General features: G+C 70.3%; 16 protein-coding genes and 1 pseudogene. 10 read left to right on the top strand and 7 right to left on the bottom strand.

All coding sequences use genetic code 11. The annotated features are described in order from the left end of the window. The first annotated feature begins 59 nt into the window (after positions 1–59). Genes ACIP93_RS00895 through ACIP93_RS00870 form a run of 6 tightly spaced genes read left to right on the top strand, consistent with a single transcriptional unit; the run spans position 60 to position 5,706 of the window. Positions 60–2,348 carry a molybdopterin oxidoreductase family protein gene (locus ACIP93_RS00895; protein WP_401755604.1) on the top strand — a complete coding sequence of 763 codons (2,289 nt, stop codon included), beginning with the start codon at positions 60–62 and terminating at the stop codon, positions 2,346–2,348. A gap of 6 nt (positions 2,349–2,354) precedes the next feature. After that, positions 2,355–2,954, top strand: coding sequence for a 4Fe-4S dicluster domain-containing protein (locus ACIP93_RS00890; RefSeq protein WP_345222009.1), 600 nt, complete (start codon positions 2,355–2,357; stop codon positions 2,952–2,954). Beyond that, positions 2,951–3,640, top strand: coding sequence for a Rieske (2Fe-2S) protein (locus ACIP93_RS00885; RefSeq protein ID WP_401754227.1), 690 nt, complete (start codon positions 2,951–2,953; stop codon positions 3,638–3,640). The genes ACIP93_RS00890 and ACIP93_RS00885 overlap by 4 nt, the downstream gene beginning before the upstream one ends. Next, positions 3,637–4,029, top strand: coding sequence for a hypothetical protein (locus ACIP93_RS00880; protein WP_401754224.1), 393 nt, complete (start codon positions 3,637–3,639; stop codon positions 4,027–4,029). The genes ACIP93_RS00885 and ACIP93_RS00880 overlap by 4 nt, the downstream gene beginning before the upstream one ends. A gap of 5 nt (positions 4,030–4,034) precedes the next feature. After that, the gene (locus ACIP93_RS00875) at positions 4,035–5,462 is read left to right on the top strand and encodes an MFS transporter (protein WP_345222015.1); all 1,428 of its coding nucleotides are present in this window, start codon (positions 4,035–4,037) and stop codon (positions 5,460–5,462) included. A 40-nt stretch (positions 5,463–5,502) separates the two neighbouring features. Continuing rightward, positions 5,503–5,706, top strand: a complete 204-nt coding sequence (locus tag ACIP93_RS00870) for a hypothetical protein (protein WP_401754221.1) — start codon at positions 5,503–5,505, stop codon at positions 5,704–5,706. A 22-nt stretch (positions 5,707–5,728) separates the two neighbouring features. Here ACIP93_RS00870 and mscL read toward each other — a convergent pair whose 3' ends face one another. The 6 genes from mscL to ACIP93_RS00840 form a co-directional block, all read right to left on the bottom strand. Beyond that, on the bottom strand, positions 5,729–6,196 hold the full coding sequence (mscL, locus tag ACIP93_RS00865) for a large conductance mechanosensitive channel protein MscL (RefSeq protein WP_345222019.1): 468 nt from the start codon (positions 6,194–6,196) through the stop codon (positions 5,729–5,731). Between the two features lie 186 nt (positions 6,197–6,382). Next, complete coding sequence (locus ACIP93_RS00860; protein ID WP_401754218.1) at positions 6,383–6,883, bottom strand: RcpC/CpaB family pilus assembly protein; 501 nt, start codon at positions 6,881–6,883, stop codon at positions 6,383–6,385. Between the two features lie 258 nt (positions 6,884–7,141). Next, positions 7,142–7,984 carry an S-methyl-5'-thioadenosine phosphorylase gene (locus ACIP93_RS00855; RefSeq protein WP_401754215.1) on the bottom strand — a complete coding sequence of 281 codons (843 nt, stop codon included), beginning with the start codon at positions 7,982–7,984 and terminating at the stop codon, positions 7,142–7,144. A 98-nt stretch (positions 7,985–8,082) separates the two neighbouring features. Next, positions 8,083–8,415 (bottom strand): FmdB family zinc ribbon protein, encoded by a 333-nt coding sequence (locus ACIP93_RS00850; protein WP_345222025.1) that lies wholly within the window; start codon positions 8,413–8,415, stop codon positions 8,083–8,085. A 66-nt stretch (positions 8,416–8,481) separates the two neighbouring features. Next, positions 8,482–9,768, bottom strand: coding sequence for an MFS transporter (locus ACIP93_RS00845; RefSeq protein ID WP_401754212.1), 1,287 nt, complete (start codon positions 9,766–9,768; stop codon positions 8,482–8,484). 206 nt (positions 9,769–9,974) lie between these two features. Then, positions 9,975–11,570: a potassium/proton antiporter gene (locus ACIP93_RS00840; protein WP_401754210.1), complete on the bottom strand. Its 1,596-nt coding sequence runs from the start codon at positions 11,568–11,570 to the stop codon at positions 9,975–9,977. A 262-nt stretch (positions 11,571–11,832) separates the two neighbouring features. On the opposite strand from ACIP93_RS00840, the gene ACIP93_RS00835 reads away from it, so the two are divergent. After that, on the top strand, positions 11,833–14,631 hold the full coding sequence (locus ACIP93_RS00835; RefSeq protein WP_401754207.1) for a penicillin acylase family protein: 2,799 nt from the start codon (positions 11,833–11,835) through the stop codon (positions 14,629–14,631). On the opposite strand, the gene ACIP93_RS00830 is transcribed toward ACIP93_RS00835, so the two are convergent. Next, positions 14,609–15,274, bottom strand: coding sequence for a 5-formyltetrahydrofolate cyclo-ligase (locus tag ACIP93_RS00830; RefSeq protein ID WP_401755601.1), 666 nt, complete (start codon positions 15,272–15,274; stop codon positions 14,609–14,611). The two genes, ACIP93_RS00835 and ACIP93_RS00830, sit on opposite strands and share 23 nt — an antisense overlap. 103 nt (positions 15,275–15,377) lie before the next feature. Between ACIP93_RS00830 and galU the strand changes: the two genes are divergently transcribed. From galU to ACIP93_RS00815, 3 genes and pseudogenes are all read left to right on the top strand, one after another. After that, entirely contained in the window at positions 15,378–16,280 is a 903-nt protein-coding gene (gene galU / locus ACIP93_RS00825; RefSeq protein WP_345222031.1) for a UTP--glucose-1-phosphate uridylyltransferase GalU, read from the top strand. Between the two features lie 3 nt (positions 16,281–16,283). Further along, complete coding sequence (gene glp / locus ACIP93_RS00820; protein ID WP_401754203.1) at positions 16,284–17,636, top strand: gephyrin-like molybdotransferase Glp; 1,353 nt, start codon at positions 16,284–16,286, stop codon at positions 17,634–17,636. 102 nt (positions 17,637–17,738) lie between these two features. After that, positions 17,739–17,903, top strand: a pseudogene (locus ACIP93_RS00815) (cyclic pyranopterin monophosphate synthase MoaC); the annotation flags it as partial. Positions 17,904–17,979 lie beyond the last annotated feature (76 nt).

Here is a 17,979-nt window from a genome sequence, read left to right as displayed (position 1 = left end):
AAGACGTCCCGCTGGGACCGACCGTACGGACCGGCAGGCCCGCACCGGCGGGCGGCCGCATCCCGCTCGACCCCGCCATCGCCCCGCCCGGCACCCGCGGCTTCCGCGACGCCGGCGGCATCCCCGCCGACCAGTGGCACGCCGACCAGAACGGCGAGACCCTCGTCCCCACCCACTGCTGCTTCTGCGGCGTGCAGTGCGGCATGTACCTGCGTGTCGACAAAGGCGGCAAGGTCTTCGGCGTCGAACCCCGCAACCACGACATCAACCGCATGCGCCTGTGCCCCAAGGGCATCAACGCCTACCAGCAGGTCAACCACCCCGACCGGCTCACCGCCCCGCTGCTGCGCCGCTCGCGCGACGAGGAGTTCCGGGAGGTCTCCTGGGAGGAGGCCCTCGACCACACCGCCGCCGAGATCCGCCGCATCCAGCAGACGTACGGCAACGACGCCTTCGGAATGCTCGGCGGCGCGAGCCTCTTCTCCGAGAAGACGTACTTGGTAGGCAAGTTCGCCCGGGTGGCCCTCAAAACTCGACATGTCGACTACAACGGCCGCCTGTGCATGGTCTCCGCCGCCGGCGCCAACAAACTCGCCTTCGGCATCGACCGCGCGGGCAACCCCTTCTCCGACATCCTCCTCACCGACTGCCTGCTGATCGCCGGCTCCAACGTCGGCGAGTGCTTCCCGGTGATGACCCAGTACCTGTGGGGCGCGCGCGACCGGGGCGCGGTGCTGATCGTCGTCGACCCTCGGGAGACGGCCGTCGCCCGCACCGCCGACATCCACGTCGCCCTCAAGCCCGGCACGGACTCGGCGTTCTTCAACGCCGTCCTCCACGTCGTCGTACGCGAAAACCTCGTCGACGCCGCCTACCTCGCCGCGCACACCACCGGCTGGGACGAGGTCAGGGCCAAGGTCGCCGAGTACCCGCCGGAGCGCGCGGCGGAGATCTGCGGGGTGCCGGCCGCCCAGATCGAACAGGTCGCCCGGGTCTTCGCGGGCGCGGGCAAGTCGATGGCCTGGCACGCGCGCGGCATCGAGCACCACTCGCAGGGCGTCGAGAACTGCCTGTCCGTCATCAACCTGTGCGTCGCCACCGGCAACCTCGGCAAGCCCGGCGCCGGCTACGGCACCATCACCGGCCAGGGCAACGGCCAGGGCGGCCGCGAACATGGCCAGAAGTCCGACATGCTGCCCGGCGGCCGCTCCATCCTCAACGACGAACACCGCCGCCAGATCTGCGCGATCTGGGGCATCGAGGAGTCCGAACTCCCACCCGCCGGAACCTCCATGATGGAAATGGTCTGGCAGATGCAGCGCGGCGAGATCCGCGGTCTGATCGGTGTCTGCAACAACCCCTTCGTGTCCCTCCCCAACTACCGGGTGACGAAGGAGGGCTACGACGCCACGGAGTTCCACGCCCAGTTCGACTTCTTCCTCTCCGAGACGGCCGCCAACGCGCACGTCGTCTTCCCCGTCACCACCTGGGCGGAGGACGAGGGCGTGATGGCCAACGCCGAGGCCCGCGTCGTCAAGCACAACAAGGCGCAGGAGCCCCCCGCGGGCGTCCGCACCGACACCTGGGTGATGTGCCAGCTCGCACAACGTCTCGGGGTCGGCGACAAATTCGCCTTCGCCGGCTCCCGCGAGGTCTTCGAGGAACTGCGCACCGCCTCCTCGGGCACCGTCAACGACTACTACGGCATCACCTACGAGCGCCTGGAGGAGACCGGCGGCATCGCCTGGCCCTGCCCGGACACCAGCCACCCCGGCACCCCTCGCCTCTTCGAGGACGGGAAGACCTGGCACCCCGACGGCAAGATCCACCTCCAGGTCGTCGAATGGCACCAGCCGATGGACCCGTACGACGACGACTTCCCCATGTCGCTGACCACGGGCCGCACCGTCGCTCACTTCCTCTCCGGCAACCAGACCCGGCGTCTGGGCGCGCTCGTCGAACAGACCCCGCGCCCGTGGGTGGAGGTGCACCCCTGCCACGGCTTCCAGAACGGCGATCCGGTACGTGTCGTCACCCGCCGCGGCAGCGCCGTCTTCCCGGCGCTGGTCACCGAGGCGATCCGCCCCGACACCTTCTTCGTGCCGTACCACTGGCCCGCCCCGACGGCCGCCAACATCCTCACCATCGACGCCCTGGACCCCCGCTCCAAGATCCCGGAGTACAAGGTCTGCGCCTGCCGCATCGAACGCGCCGACTCCATCGACGAGGTGCCGGCCCCGCCCGTAGCCCCCGGCCACGTGGCGTACCCCGAGACCCAGGTCTCCCGCACCGACGCCCTGCCGCCCACCGCCCCGCAGGGCAGGGCGACCGCAGAAGAGAGACGCTGACCAGCCATGATGGGTAAAACGATCTTCATTGACCCGGGCCGCTGCATCGGTTGTCAGGCATGCGTCTCCGCCTGCCGCGAATGCGACTCGCACCGCGGCAAGTCGATGATCCACCTCGATTACACCGAACCCGGGCAGTCCGTCGCCTCCCTGCCCACCGTCTGCATGCACTGCGAGGACCCGGTCGCCCCCTGCGCCGAGGTCTGTCCTGCCGAGGCGATCCTCGTCACCGCCGACGGTGTGGTGCAGCAGGCCGACACCACCCGCTGCATCGGCTGCGCGAACTGCGTCAACGCCTGCCCCTTCGGCGTCCCCAAGATCGACCTCGAAGCCAAGCTGCAGATGAAGTGCAACCTCTGCTACGACCGCACCGCCTACGGGCTGGCCCCGATGTGCGCCACGGTCTGCCCCACCGGCGCCCTCTTCTACGGAACTCTCGAAGAGCTCCAGGCCGAGCGCCCCGGTGTCCAGGTCGCCGACTCCTTCGCGTTCGGCGACGTGATGGTCTCCACCGGCGTCGCCATGGTCGTCCCCGCCGACAAGGTCCAGTGGCCGGTGCCCGGCGGGCTCCCGGTCGTCGAGGTGAACGGAGTCGACGTCCGATGAGCACAGTCCAGCCCCCCGGGGACACCGCCGGCCGCTCCGACGTCGACATCGACGACGACCAGGCCGACCTCCACGACCGGATCAGCGCCGACTCCCTCACCTCCCGCCGCGACTACCTGCGCATCGTCGCCACCGTCTCCGGCGGCCTCGCCGTCGGCGGCCTGGCGGTCGCCGGGGGAGTGCTGCACCGGCACGGCGACCCCGACGGCGACGGCCTCCCCAAGGCGAAGAAGATCGCCGACGCCCTCCCGGCCGGCGAGTCGATCGCGTTCCGCTACCCCGGTGACGAGGACCGCGCGGTCGCCGTCCGCCTCGACGACGGCGCCCTCGTCGGCTACTCCGCCGTCTGTACGCACCTGGCCTGCGCCGTCCTGTGGCGCAAGGAACGCGGCTCCGGGGGCGAGCTGTACTGCCCCTGCCACGAGGGCGTCTTCGACGCCCGCACCGGAGAGGTCACCGCCGGCCCACCGCCCCGCGGCCTGCCCAAGGTGGTGGTCGTAGAGGAAACCGACGGCAGCATCTGGGCGATCGGCACCACCCGCTCCGGCGAAAGCGTCGAGGACGGCCTGTGCCGCCAGATCGTCGACGAACGCCCCGAGTTCGCGGCCCGCGTCGGCTGCCCGGGAGCGGCCCTGCGCCGCGACCCGCAGACCGAGCCCGGCCAGCAGAACAGGAGGCAGACATGACCGAGCCGACCCAGCCCCCGCGCACCCCGCCCGGCCCCCCGCCGCGCCCCGTCTACCACCCCGGCAGTGCCAACCCCAGGCTGAACCGCCCGGTCCACGATCGCTATCCCCAGATCCGCCCGACCAGCGGCTACGGCGACCCCCGCATCCGTCGCACCGGGCCGGGCCCCGGCGCGGGCACCGAGCAGGAACCCGAACGCGCCGCCAAGTTCAACGCCCGCCTCACGCTGGCGATGACGGTCGTCGTCGGCCAGCTCTGGGCCTTGTTCATCACCGTCAACGAGTGGATGAAGGGCGACACCACCACCGCCTGGTGGGGGGCGGGCTTCCTCTGCCTGTCCTTCGTGGCTGTCCTGCTCCTCTGGCTCATCGACCCCAAGGACCGGTGACTCCCGTGGCAACAGCAACCCCCACCGGCTCTCCGGCCCAGGGCCTCGACACGTACAAGCCGGGCACGACGATCACGGACTGGCGTCCGGAGGACGAGTCCTTCTGGCAGTCCACCGGCCGCAAGGTCGCCAACCGCAACCTGTGGATCTCGGTCCCCGCCCTGATGCTGGGCTTCGTGGTCTGGCAGGTCTGGTCGGTGACCGTCGTCAAGCTCGGCGACGTCGGCTTCGGCTACTCTAAGTCGCAGCTGTTCTGGCTGACCGCCATCCCCGGCATCACCGGCGGCACCTTCCGGATTCTCTATACCTTCATCGGGCCGATCTTCGGCGAGCGGAAGTTCACCGCGTTCTCCACGATCATCCTGATCGCCCCGATGCTCTGGCTCGGCTTCGCCCTCCAGGACACTTCCACCCCGTACTGGGAAATGGCCCTGATCGCTGCCGTCTGCGGTCTCGGCGGCGCCAATTTCGCGTCCTCGATGGCCAACATCGGCTTCTTCTTCCCCAAGCGGGAGAAGGGCAACGCCAACGGCATGAACGGCGGACTCGGCAACCTGGGCGTCTCCGTCGTCCAATTGGTGGCCCCGCTGGTGATCACCGCCGCCGTGCTCTTCGCCCCGGCCGGCGGCCCACTGAAGAGCAAGAAGACGGGCGAGGACGTCTGGCTCCAGAACGGCGCGTTCCTCTGGGTACCGCTGCTGGTGATCATGACCCTGCTGGCCTGGTTCCTGATGAACGACCTCAAGGTCGCCGCCGCCCCATTCAGCGAGCAGAAGATCATCTTCAAGCGGAAGCACAACTGGCTGATGACCTGGCTGTACGTCGGGACCTTCGGCTCGTTCATCGGCTTCGCCGCGGCCCTGCCCAACCTGATCAACACCACGTTCACCCCGATCAACTCGGCCTACTCGGCCACGACGTACGCCTGGATCGGTCCCTTCATCGGCGCCCTCGCCCGCTGGGGCGGCGGCTGGCTCTCCGACAAGATGGGCGGCGCCCGCGTCACCATGCTGTCGTTCGTCGGCATGGGCGTGGCCCTGGTCGTCGTCATCGGCGCCCTCCCGCACAGCGGTGACAACGGCAACTTCTGGGTCTTCTACGCCGGCTTCCTCGTCGCGTTCCTCTTCTGCGGCCTGGGCAACGGCTCCACCTTCCGGCAGATCCCGGTGATCTTCCGCAACCAGCACCTCAAGGAGGCGGCGGGCAAGGGCCCGGAGGCGAACGCAGCAGCACTCAAGCAGTCCGAGATGGAGGCAGGCGCGGTCACCGGCTTCAGCTCTGGCATCGCCGCCTACGGCTTCTTCTTCATCCCGGCCATGTTCGCGAACTTCCCCGTGGTCAATTCCCTGTGGGTGTTCGTCGGCTTCTACGTGACGTGCCTGGCCGTCTGCTGGTGGTTCTACGCCCGCAAGGGTGCCGAGGCCCCCAGCTGACCGGAGGCCCGGCCCCGGACCCTCGCCGTACTCTGGAGGAATGAACACCTCCGACCACGCCGCCCCCGGCCCGGGCCTCCCCGAACCGGCGACGCGTCCCAAGCTCCGGCTGGCCTTCGACGACCCACTCGACCTGCAGTCGTCGGACGACACGGACCTGGCCTGGGGCGACCGCCCCACCACGAGCGGCGGCACGACGGACCTCGCCCGTTTCCTGGACGAGAAGCCGCCGCACCACGTCTGACCCGACCGCGCCGAGCGCGGTGCTACGGGTTGTTGTGCCCGGTCCCGCGCTGCGCGACGAGGGCGTCCCGGATCTCCTTGAGGAGCTCGACCTCGGTGGCCTCCATGACCTCCTCGGTCGCGTCCTTCGCCTTCGCCCTGGCCGCACGCCGGGCGAGGTACTTCGCCATCGGCAGGACCATCAGGAAGTAGACGACCGCAGCGGTGATCAGGAAGCTCAGCGCGGCGCTGAGGACCGATCCCCACATGATCGGGATGCCCCGCATCTGACCGTCGACGACCTTGCACGGATCCTTCAGGCAGGAGCTGTACTTCTCCAGGTCCTGCGTGCCGAATGCGCCGACAAGCGGATTGATCACGCCCTTGACGATCGAGTTCACGATGTTGGTGAACGCGGCACCGATGACAACGGCGACCGCGAGATCGATCACGTTGCCGCGCATCAGGAAGGCCTTGAAGCCTTCCAGCAGGCTGGTCTTCTCCTCGCTCACGAATGAGCCTCTTTTCGCATGTGCAGGGGGCAGTGCAAATTTCTCCGCAACTCTCGGCAGCACCGGCCGCCGCTGTCCAATCCGGCAACTCGTATCGGTGACCCCACTGTTCGTCAGCGCGAATCGACGCTTCATCCACCAGCCCAGTGGTCAGCACAGGCATCGCTACGGGGATCAATACAGGGATCAGCACAGTGTCACCACCAGCCGGGACGTGCCGGCCGCGCCGGCCAGCTGCGTGGCAGCCGACCGAGGCACGGACAGCACCACCAGCGCCCCGCCGTCCGCAGAAGTCTGCCCCGGGTCCGGTACCTCAGCCACCCGGACCCCGGCCGCCACCACTCGGGCCGCAGAACCCCCACCGCTGATCGGGGAGTTCGCGGAAGCGATGACGTCGACCCGGTCGCCGGGCCGCAGCAGCCGTACGGTCGCCGCGTCCGCGATCCGTACCGGCGCGGACACCACCTCGGGGCGCGCGGCCGCCCGCCGCTGCTGTTGCCCCGTGTCGTCGACGGCCTGCGGGGGTGAGCCGGCACGCTCCGTGGGCGCCGGCGTCGCGGCGGCCAGCGCGGCGGCGGACACCGCCAGCCCGACGGCCAGCACCCGCCGCCTGCGCCGTACCGCTTTGCGCCACCGGTGCCACCCGCCGCGCCTTCGCACCCGCAGCGGAGCGAATTCGGGTACCACGCACAGAGGGGGTGCGGGAGGACTGCTGGGCGCGGGCAGAGCCGGCCGAGGAGGCGGAGCGAGGGACGACACGGAACATCACCACCGGATCACGAGAGGTGTACGACCTGGACTCCCTCACGATCCACCTTCGGCACCGATCCCGCCGGACCCTGTGGACAGCTCCCGCACTGTGGAAAAGTCGCTCACCCCTGCGAGGGAAGGGCCCGCTGACACGGCAACAACGCCGGCGCCTCGGGGCAACGCGACCCGTCCTCGTCAGGGCAGTGCGATGCCCGTCGCGATCCCGTCGAGCGCGTGTGCGCACAGGCAGTTCCGTTCGGCGTTCGTCGGCAGCCCCGCCACCGCGTCGAACAGAACTCCGCGCAGCCGGTCCACGTTCGCCCCGAACACCTTCAGCACCTCTTCGTGGCTGACGCCCTCGCCCGTCTCCGCCCCCGCGTCCAGGTCCGTGACCAGAGTCATCGACGTGTAGCAGAGTCCCAGCTCACGCGCGAGGACCGCCTCCGGGTGCCCGGTCATGCCGACCACCGACCAGCCCATCGACGCGTGCCACACCGATTCGGCGCGGGTCGAGAAGCGCGGCCCCTCGACGACTACCAGCGTCCCGCCGTCCACCGGCTCCCACTCCCGCCCGCGCGCCGCCTTCAGCGCCACGCCACGCCCCACCGGGCAGTACGGGTCTGCGAACGACATGTGCACCACCTCGGGCAGGGTGCCGTCCACGGGTGTGACGCCGTCGTAGTACGTCTGTGCCCTGGCCTTCGTACGGTCCACCAACTGGTCCGGCACCAGCAGCGTGCCCGGTCCGTACTCGGCCCGCAGTCCGCCCACCGCGCACGGCCCCAGCACCTGCCGGGCACCCACCGAGCGCAGCGCCCACAGGTTGGCCCGGTAGTTGATGCGGTGCGGTGGAAGGTGGTGGTCACGCCCGTGCCGGGGCAGGAACGCCACCTTGCGGCCCGCGATCTCCCCCAGGAACAGGGAGTCGCTGGGGTTGCCGTACGGGGTGTCCACCTGGATCTCGGTCACGTCCTCCAGGAAGGAGTAGAAGCCCGAGCCGCCGATGACACCGATCTCTGCCTGCGCTGCGTTCACCATGGCCGTCACCCTAGTTCCCGGCCGGGGAACGCCGAAGTCCCCGCGGTCGCGAACGACAGCGGGGACTTCGGGAAAGCCACTTCGGGAAAACGTATGCCTCAGGCGGCCGAGGACGACCCCGTGGAGGAGCTCGACGAGGACGACGATGTCGACGACGAAGCCGCGGGCTTCGAGTCGGAGCCGGACGAGCCCGACGAGGACGGCGACGCGGTCTTCGCGGCCGACGACGACGCCGGCGAGCTGCTCGACGAGGAGCCGCGGCTGTCGTTCCGGTAGAAACCGGACCCCTTGAAGACGATGCCGACCGCCGAGAAGACCTTCTTCAGGCGTCCCTTGCAGGCCGGGCACTCGGTCAGTGCGTCGTCGGTGAACTTCTGCACTGCCTCAAGGCCTTCGCCACATGCGGTGCACTGGTACTGGTAGGTCGGCACTTGCTCCTCCTGGCACTCTCACTCGATGAGTGCTAACGACGGTCCATAGTGACGTATTCCGCTGGATCAGTCCACCGTGACCGGCACGCGGTGACCCACACCACGTGCCGCCACCCGCCCCGACGACGGCGGCAGCAGGCGCGAACGCAGCACCACGAGCACCACCAGGGCGAGCGCCGTACCGCCCAGCGGCACCAGGAATCCGGCGCTGGAACCGTGCGCGTCCGTCAGCCTGCCGGCCACCGTTACGGCCATGGCCTGCCCGAACGCGACCGCGCCGGTCAGCCAGGTGAAGGCCTCGGTACGCGCCGTGGCGGGCACCAGTGTCTCGACCATCGTGTAGCCGGTGATCAGCGCCGGCGCGATGCACAGGCCGACCAGCAGCCCCAGGCCGGCCAGCAGCGGCACGGAGTGCACCGCCCACAGTCCGGACGCGAAGAGGGCGAGACCGACGTACCCGGCCATCAGGCGACGCCGCGGCCCGATCTTCCAGGCGATGGTGCCGCAGACGATGCCCGCCAGCATGTTGCCGCCCGCGAAGATGCCGTACAGCAGTCCGTTGATGCCCGGGTTGCCCGCCTCCTGCGCGAAGGCGGTCAGCGACACCTGCATGCCGCCGAACACGGAACCGATGCCGAGGAACGCCACCGCGAGCACCCGGACGCCGGGCACGGAGAGCGCGGAGACGTGCTTGACCTTCGGACCGCCGTGGCGGCGGCTCGGCTCCGGCTGCGTCCGCCGCTGCGCGGCGAAGAACAGGCCGCCCGCCAGGGTGAGCGTCGCCTCGGCGATCAGACCCGCGGCGGGGTGCACACCGGTGCACAGCGCGGTCGCCAGTACCGGGCCGACCACGAAGGTGAACTCGTCCGTCACCGACTCGAAGGCCGCGGCCGTCGACATCAGCGGAGAGCCCTCGAGTTTCGCCGCCCAGCGCGCCCGCACCATCGGCCCCACCTGCGGCACCGAAGCACCCGCAGGGACGGCCGCCGCGAACAGTGCCCACAGGGGTGCGCCGGCGAGTGCCAGCGCGGTGAGGGCGCTCACGGCCGCCGCGTGCACTAGTACGCCGGGCACGAGCACCGCGCGCTGCCCGAAACGGTCCGCGAGCTTGCCGCTCTGCGGCGCGAACAGCGCCATCGAGACACCGGTGACGGCGGCGACGATGCCCGCCGTGCCGTAGGACCCCGAGGTGTGCTGCACCAGCAGCACGATGCCGATGGTCAGCATCGCGAAGGGCTGCCGGGCCAGGAACCCGGGAATCAGGTAGGACCAGACCCCGGGGGTGCGCAGCAGCTGCCCGTACCCGGGGCGCTTGCCGGTCTTCGTGGCGTCGGTCGTGACCGTGTTCGTCACGGCCCTTGCCTTTCTGCCGCCTGGTAGCGCATCCCTTTGCGCGTACGTCGTACGCGGGCACGCAGTGCGTGCGGAAGCCGCCGAGAGCTGTCCTCTTGCGCAGGACCGGCGGTAGATACCAGGCGCCCCTAGTAGTGGGGGCAGGCCGCCGTGCGGTCGCGCCAGCCCTGCGTCAGGCAGAGTTGGTCGATCAATTCACCTTCATGCTACAGGGGCTTTCGCCTGGTTGTCCTTGCTTTCGCATCCGCCGGTCGCCGTGACTTCGCTGACACCGGCCCCGTCGCGACTGCCGCGGGCCCCGACGGCTTGGCCGACATCGACCTGGACGCCCGGCCCGTCGCCGGCCGCGGTGCCGGCTCGCCGCCCGTGCCCAGCCAGTCCGCCAGTTTGCCGCCCTGGCCGACGGCCCGCAGCCGGCGCTCGGCGGCGTCCCGTACCGGATCGGTGGCCACCACCAGGAGCTCGTCCCCGCGCCGCAGCACCGTCGTCGGAAGCGGTACGAAGCTGGTGCCGTCCCGCACCACCAGGGTGACGGCGGCACCCGGCGGCAGGCGCAGTTCCGCGACCTCCACCCCGTGCATCCGGGACTTCTCCGGGATGGCCACCGACAGCAGGTGTCCGCGCAGCCGCTCCAGCGGCGCGGACTCGATGCCCAGGTCGGCGGCCTCCGTTCCGTCCCCCAGCTTCAGCCGCCGGGCCACCCAGGGCAGCGTCGGCCCCTGCACCAGCGTGTAGACGACGACCAGCACGAAGACGATGTTGAAGATCTGGTCGCTGCCCTCGACGCCGCCCACCATCGGAATGGTGGCCAGCACGATGGGCACCGCCCCGCGCAGCCCCGCCCAGGACAGCAGCGCCTGCTCACGCATGGAGGTGCCGAAGGGCAGCAGGCTGATGAATACGGACGCGGGGCGGGCCACCATCGTCAGGACCAGGCCGACGACGATCGCCGGCCAGATGTCGTCCAGCAGCTCGTGCGGGGTGACCAGCAGGCCCAACAGGACGAACATGCCGATCTGCGCGATCCAGCCGAGCCCGTCGGCGAAACCACGGGTGGCCGGCCAGTGCGGGAGCTTGGAGTTCCCCATGATCATCGCGGCCAGGTAGACCGCCAGGAACCCACTGCCGTGCGCCATGGCGCCCGCCGCGTACGCGGTGACCGCGATCGCCATCACCGCGATGGGGTACAGGCCCGAGGCCGGCAGCGCCACGCTGCGCAGTCCCAGTGAACCGAGCCAGCCGACTGCGAGGCCGATGGCCGCGCCGATCGCCAGTTCCAGTGCTATCTCGCCCACCAGGACGTACCAGTGGTCCACCGGGCCGGCCGCCGAGAAGGCCACGACCAGGATGACGACCGGGGCGTCGTTGAAGCCGGACTCGGCCTCCAGGGCGCCTGTCAGCCGCGAGGGCAGCGGCACCTTGCGCAGCACCGAGAAGACCGCGGCCGCGTCCGTCGACGACACCACCGCGCCGATGATCAGCGCCTGCCGCCAGTCCAGGCCCACCAGGTAGTGCGCACCGGCAGCGGTGATGCCCACGCTCACCGCAACGCCGAGTGTCGACATGACGACTGCCGACGGCAGCGCGGGTTTGACCTCCTTCCACTTCGTGCCCAGGCCGCCCTCGGCCAGGATCACGACCAGGGCGGCGTAGCCGATCACCTGGGTCAGCTCCGCGTTGTCGAACGCGACGTTGCCGATGCCGTCCTGGCCCAGCGCGATGCCGATCCCGAGGTAGATCAGCAGGCTGGGAAGCCCACTGCGCGAGGACAGCCGTACCGCCGCGACGGCGACGAGCAGCACGACAGCGCAGATGAGCAGGAGTTCATTGAGCTGGTGGACAGTCAGGGGCCGGTCCTTTCCTGGGGCCAGCCGGATCGTTCCTCCAGCGGCAGGGCATACGGGAGAGGTAGTTTCATTACCTTACCTAATCTTTGACGCTCTCTTAACGCGTTTCCCCAACTGCCGCAAAGAGGGCTTCCGGAGACCGAGTCGGGAGCGGCACGGGGCTGCGCCTATGGTTGCTCCAGCACTCCAGGACCACCCTGCCCCTCTAAGGACAGCGATGCCCGCCACCCCCACCGCCCCTTCCGCTGCTTCCGCAGGCAAGAAAAAGAAGAGGGGGCGCGCCCGCCTGCTCGTCATCGTGCTGGTGCTGGCGATCGTCGCGGGCGTCGGCTACGGCACGTACTGGAGCGTCAGCACCGTACGTGCCTCCTTCCCCCAGGCCAGTGGTGAGCTGACGCTCGACGGGCTGACGAAGCCCGTCGACGTCAAGCGCGACGCCCACGGCATTCCGCAGATCTACGCCTCCACGGACGCCGACCTCTTCCGCGCCCAGGGGTACGTCCAGGCACAGGACCGCTTCTGGGAGATGGACGTCCGCCGGCACATGACGTCGGGCCGCCTCTCGGAGATGTTCGGCTCGGGGCAGGTCGAGACGGACGCCTTCCTGCGCACCCTCGGCTGGCGCCAGGTCGCGCAGCAGGAGTACGACAAGAAGCTGTCGCCGGAGACGAAGAAGTACCTCCAGGCGTACGCGGCGGGCGTCAACGAGTACCTGAGGGGACGTTCCAGCAAGGACATCTCCGTCGAGTACGCGGCCCTCGGCTTCACCACGGACTACACCATCGAGGAGTGGACCCCGGTCGACTCGGTGGCCTGGCTCAAGGCGATGGCCTGGGACCTGCGCGGCAACATGCAGGACGAGATCGACCGTTCGCTGATGACGAGCCGCCTGGACAAGAAGCAGATCGACGAGCTGTACCCGAAGTACCCCTTCGACCGGCACAAGCCGATCGTCGAGGAGAACCTCGCCAAGAGCGGCTCCTCCAACACCGGCATCCCCGGCAACACCGGCACCCCCGGAAACACCGGCACTCCCGGTAACACCGGCAACCCCGGCTCCGGCATCGGTACGGGCGGCAACAACGGCGTCGGCTCCGCCCAGGGCCTCCAGGCCCAGCTCTCCCGCATCTCCGCCAACCTCGACAAGATCCCGGCGCTGCTCGGCCCCAACGGCAACGGCATCGGATCGAACTCCTGGGTGGTCGCCGGCTCGAAGACCACCACCGGCAAGCCGCTGCTGGCCAACGACCCGCACCTGGCCCCCCAGATGCCGTCCCTCTGGTACCAGATGGGCCTGCACTGCCGCGAGATCTCCGCGCAGTGCCAGTACGACACCGCCGGCTACACCTTCTCCGGCATGCCCGGCGTGGTCATCGGCCACAACCAGGACATCGCCTGGGGCATGACCAACCTGGGCGCCGACGTCTCGGACCTCTACCTGGAGAAGGTCGGCCCCAACAACACGTACCTCTACGACAACAAGGAAAAGAGCTTCAAGACCCGCGTCGAGACCATCAAGGTCGCGGGCGGCGGCAGCAAGAAGATCACTGTTCGCTCCACCGACAACGGCCCGCTGGTCTCCGACCGCAACGCCGAAATGGAGTCGGTCGGCCAGAAGGCCCCCGTGTCCAACGCCGCCCCCGACCGCGGCAACGGGTACGCGGTCGCCCTGAAGTGGACCGCCCTGCAGCCGGGCAGGTCCATGGACGCAGTCTTCGAGATGAACCGCGCCAAGAACTTCAAGGAGTTCCGCGGAGCGGCGGCGCACTTCGAGGTGCCCTCGCAGAACCTCATCTACGCCGACACCGCCGGCAACATCGGCTACCAGGCCCCGGGCACCGTCCCGCTCCGCCAGAACGGCCACGACGGCCGCATGCCGGTCGCCGGCTGGGACTCCAGGAACGACTGGAAGGGCTTCATCCCCCAGAGCCGGATGCCGTACGAGTACAACCCCAAGCGCGGCTACATCGTCACCGCCAACCAGGCCGTCGTCGACTCCCGCAAGTACCCGGACCTCAAGCTCACCGAGGACTGGGGCTACGGCGCCCGTTCGCAGCGCATCAACGATCTGATCGAGTCCAAGACCAAGGACGGCGGCAAGATCAGCACGGACGACATGCGCACCATGCAGATGGACAACAGCAGTGAGATCGCCAAGCTGCTCACGCCCTACCTGCTGAAGATCGACATCGACGACCCGCAGATCCGTGAGGCACAGAAGCTGCTGGAGGGCTGGGACTACACCCAGGAGTCCGACTCGGCGGCCGCCGCCTACTTCAACGGCGTCTGGCGCAACATCCTCAAGCTGGCCTTCGGCAACAAGATGCCCAAGGAACTGCGCGTCGAGGGTCAGTGCCTGTACGTGCGCTCCGCCGACGGCCCCGTCGACGACCTGGCCAAGCCCACCCGCGAGTGCGGCGAGCGCGACGCGGACGCCGCGCAGCCCGACGGCGGCGACCGCTGGTTCGAGGTCGTGCGCAACCTGGTGAAGGACGAGAAGAGCGACTGGTGGTCCTCGCCGGCCTCGCGGACCGACAAGGCCACCACGACCCGCGACGAACTGTTCGCGCGGGCCATGGAGGACGCCCGCTGGGAGCTGACCGCCAAGCTCGGCAAGAACATCAACACCTGGAACTGGGGCCGTCTGCACCAGCTCACGCTGAAGAACCAGACGCTGGGCACCGAGGGCCCCGGCTTCATCCAGCACCTGCTCAACCGCGGCCCCTGGAACCTGGGCGGCGGCGAGGCGGCCGTCAACGCCACCGGCTGGAACGCGGCCGGCGGCTACGAGGTCGTCTGGGTGCCGTCCATGCGCATGGTCGTCAACCTCAGCGACCTCGACAAGTCCCGCTGGATCAACCTGACCGGCGCCTCCGGGCACGCCTACCACAGTAATTACAGCGACCAGACGGAGAAGTGGGCCAAGGGCGAACTGCTCGACTGGTCCTTCAGCAAGGCGGCCGTCGACAAGTCGACTGCCGAAACCCTGGTGCTCAAGCCGGGCCCGGCGGGCTGACGGGCCTCCCACCGGAGGCACCAGGCGCACCGGGCCCACAAGGCCCACCGCGCGCGCCCGGCCCGAAGCGCCGGACGCCGTCCGGCGTCACCACCGCGTGCACGGGGTGGTCGTGGGGTTCCACCGGAACCCGCGCGACCACCTCGTTCGCGTACAGCAGCACCACCCGGTGCGCGGCGCTCCCCGCCAGCCGCGCCAGCACCCTGTCGTACGACCCGCCGCCGCGCCCCATCCGCATCCCCCGCGCGTCCACCGCCAGCCCCGGCAGCAGCACCGCGTCCGCCTCCCGCACGGCGTCCACGCCCAGTCGGCGCCCTGCGGGCTCCAGGAGCCCGCGCCCGGCCCGTACGAGCCCCTGCGCGCCCTCGTACGCCCCCCAGTCCAGGTCATTGTCTGGCAGCAGCACCGGCAGCAGTACGCGCACCCCGCGCGCGTGCAGCGCGTCCAGCAGCGCACGGGTGCCCGGCTCGCGGCCGACCGAGACGTACGCGGCGACCGTCCCCGCGCCCACCAGCTCCGGCAGCTCCAGCGCCCGCCGGGCGAGAACCGCGGCGGCCGCCGCCGCGTCCTCCGGGGACAACAGCTTCCTGCGCTCCAGGAGTTCACGCCGCAGCGCCTGCTTCTGTGCGGCCCGGTCCGGCATCTCCTCAGCGCCCACGGCCACTTCACCCTCGCAATTCGCTCGTACCGTAATAAAAGGCCGGAAGCCGACCTTCCGTGAAGGGTCACCCGATATCGTTCCGCGCATGACTCAGGCTCATCCCAGGATCAGTAAGGCTGTCATCCCGGCAGCGGGACTCGGCACCCGCTTCCTGCCCGCCACCAAGGCGACGCCCAAGGAGATGCTCCCGGTTGTCGACAAACCCGCCATCCAGTACGTCGTGGAGGAGGCCGCGGCGGCCGGCCTCTCCGACGTCCTGATGGTCACCGGCCGCAACAAGCGCCCGCTCGAGGACCACTTCGACCGCAACTACGAACTGGAGTCCGCCCTCACCAAGAAGGGCGACGCGGGCCGCCTGGCCAGGGTCCAGGAATCCAGCGACCTCGCGACCATGCACTACGTCCGCCAGGGCGACCCCAAGGGCCTCGGCCACGCCGTCCTGTGCGCCGCCCCGCACGTCGGCGATGAGCCCTTCGCCGTCCTCCTCGGCGACGACCTGATCGACCCCCGCGACCCCCTGCTCGCGCGCATGGTGGAGATCCGGGAGCAGCACGGCGGCAGCGTCATCGCCCTGATGGAGGTCGACCCCGGGCAGATCCACCTCTACGGCTGCGCCGCCGCCGAGCCCACCGCCGACGGCGATGTCGTCAAGGTGACCGGCCTGGTCGAGAAGCCGGAGCCCGCCGACGCGCCCAGCAACCTGGCGATCATCGGCCGGTACGTCCTGGACCCGGCGGTCTTCGGGATACTGCGCGAGACCGAGCCCGGCCGCGGCGGCGAGATCCAGCTCACCGACGCCCTCCAGAAACTGGCGGCCGACGAGAAGGCCGGCGGGCCTGTCCACGGTGTGGTCTTCAAGGGCCGGCGCTATGACACCGGGGACCGCGGAGACTATCTTCGGGCGATTGTCAGACTCGCGTGCGAACGTGAGGACCTGGGCCCGGACTTCCAGACCTGGCTGCGCAGTTACGTCACCGAGGAGATGTAGCACGTGAGCACCACCGAAGCACCGCCCGCCACCGTCGGCGACGGGGGCGGCCCCGACCGCGTCTGGTCGGTGGACGAGCACCTCGACGACATCCTGGGCGCGATCCACCCGTTGGAGCCCATCGAGCTGCAACTCCTCGACGCCCAGGGCTGCGTCCTCGTCGAGGACGTCACCGTCCCCGTCTCGCTGCCGCCCTTCGACAACAGCTCGATGGACGGTTACGCGGTCCGGGTGGCCGACATCGCGGACGCGAGCACGGAGTTCCCCGCCGTGCTCACCGTGATCGGTGACGTGGCGGCGGGCTCCGGTGGTGCCGGGCCGACCGTCGGCCCCGGCGAGGCAGCCCGCATCATGACCGGCGCCCCGCTGCCCCCGGGCGCCGAGGCCGTCGTCCCGGTCGAGTGGACCGACGGCGGCAGCGGCGGCGGCCCCGCCACCGCCTTCCGCTCCGCCGGCGCCAACCCCGGCGACTCCGCCGGGGAGGTGCGCGTGCACCGCCCCGCCACGGCCCGTGCGCACGTCCGCGCGGCCGGCAGCGACGTCAGGGCCGGAGATACCGCCCTCGCAGCCGGTACGGTGCTGGGCCCGCCCCAGATCGGGCTGCTCGCCGCGATCGGCCGGGCCACCGTGCTGGTGCGCCCGCGTCCGCGCGTGGTCGTCCTGTCCACCGGTTCCGAACTGGTCCAGCCCGGCGAGGAGCTGTCCGCGGGCCAGATCCACGACTCCAACAGCTTCGCCCTGGCCGCCGCCGCCCGCGATGCCGGAGCCATCGCCTACCGGGTCGGCGCCGTCACCGACGACGCCGAGCACCTGCGCGACACCATCGAGGACCAACTGGTCCGCGCCGACCTGATGGTCACCACCGGAGGCGTCAGCGTCGGCGCGTACGACGTCGTCAAGGAAGCCCTCGCGCACGCCGGCGACGAGGACGAGCCCGGCAGCGGCGTCGACTTCCGCAAGCTCGCCATGCAGCCGGGCAAGCCCCAGGGCTTCGGCTCCATCGGCCCCGACCACACCCCGCTGCTGGCCCTCCCCGGCAATCCGGTCTCGTCGTACGTCTCCTTCGAACTGTTCGTACGGCCGGCGATCCGCGCCCTGATGGCCCTCCCGGACGTCCACCGGCCGGTGGTCCGCGCCACGCTGAAGGCGGACAAGGAGCTGACCTCCCCGTCCGGCAAGCGCCAGTTCCTGCGCGGTACGCACGACGCCGACACGGGCACGGTCACCCCTGTGGGCGGCGCCGGCTCCCACCTGGTGGCCGCCCTCGCCCACGCGGACTGCCTGCTCGTCGTCCCCGAGGACACCACGGCACTGGCCCCCGGAAGCGAGGTGGACGTGGTCCTGCTCACGCGCTGACGTGCCCGTGGCGGTACGGTGTCTGCCGCTGCGCCGAGGCAACGGCCGAAGGCAACGACTGCCGGGCCGCGACGGACCGGCGCCTGATCGCGAGGCGGATACATGAGTACGCACAGCAGCCTGACGCACATCGACGAGGCCGGCGCGGCCCGGATGGTGGACGTCTCCGAGAAGAACGTCACTCACCGCACCGCCCGGGCCAGTGGCCGGGTGCGGGTGGCCCCGCGCGTGATCGAACTCCTCCGTGGGGGGGGGGGGCCCCCCGGCGCCCCCCCCCCCCCCCCCCCCCCCGCCCGGGGGGGGGGGGGCGCCCCCCCCCCCCCCCCGCACCCCCCCCGGCCCC

The sequence above is a fragment of the Streptomyces sp. NPDC088745 genome (genome assembly GCF_044751045.1).
GTDB lineage: Bacteria > Actinomycetota > Actinomycetes > Streptomycetales > Streptomycetaceae > Streptomyces > Streptomyces cremeus.
This window is presented reverse-complemented; position numbering and strand designations above follow the sequence as displayed.

Bases quoted from the DNA above. Each gene is read 5' to 3' on its own strand.
- ACIP93_RS00835 (WP_401754207.1), top strand. From the start codon at position 11,833: ATGCCCGCCACCCCCACCGCCCCTTCCGCTGCTTCCGCAGGCAAGAAA.
- ACIP93_RS00880 (WP_401754224.1), top strand. From the start codon at position 3,637: ATGACCGAGCCGACCCAGCCCCCGCGCACCCCGCCCGGCCCCCCGCCG.
- ACIP93_RS00885 (WP_401754227.1), top strand. From the start codon at position 2,951: ATGAGCACAGTCCAGCCCCCCGGGGACACCGCCGGCCGCTCCGACGTC.
- ACIP93_RS00830 (WP_401755601.1), bottom strand. From the start codon at position 15,274: ATGCCGGACCGGGCCGCACAGAAGCAGGCGCTGCGGCGTGAACTCCTG.
- galU (WP_345222031.1), top strand. From the start codon at position 15,378: ATGACTCAGGCTCATCCCAGGATCAGTAAGGCTGTCATCCCGGCAGCG.
- ACIP93_RS00855 (WP_401754215.1), bottom strand. From the start codon at position 7,984: ATGGTGAACGCAGCGCAGGCAGAGATCGGTGTCATCGGCGGCTCGGGC.
- ACIP93_RS00870 (WP_401754221.1), top strand. From the start codon at position 5,503: ATGAACACCTCCGACCACGCCGCCCCCGGCCCGGGCCTCCCCGAACCG.
- ACIP93_RS00890 (WP_345222009.1), top strand. From the start codon at position 2,355: ATGATGGGTAAAACGATCTTCATTGACCCGGGCCGCTGCATCGGTTGT.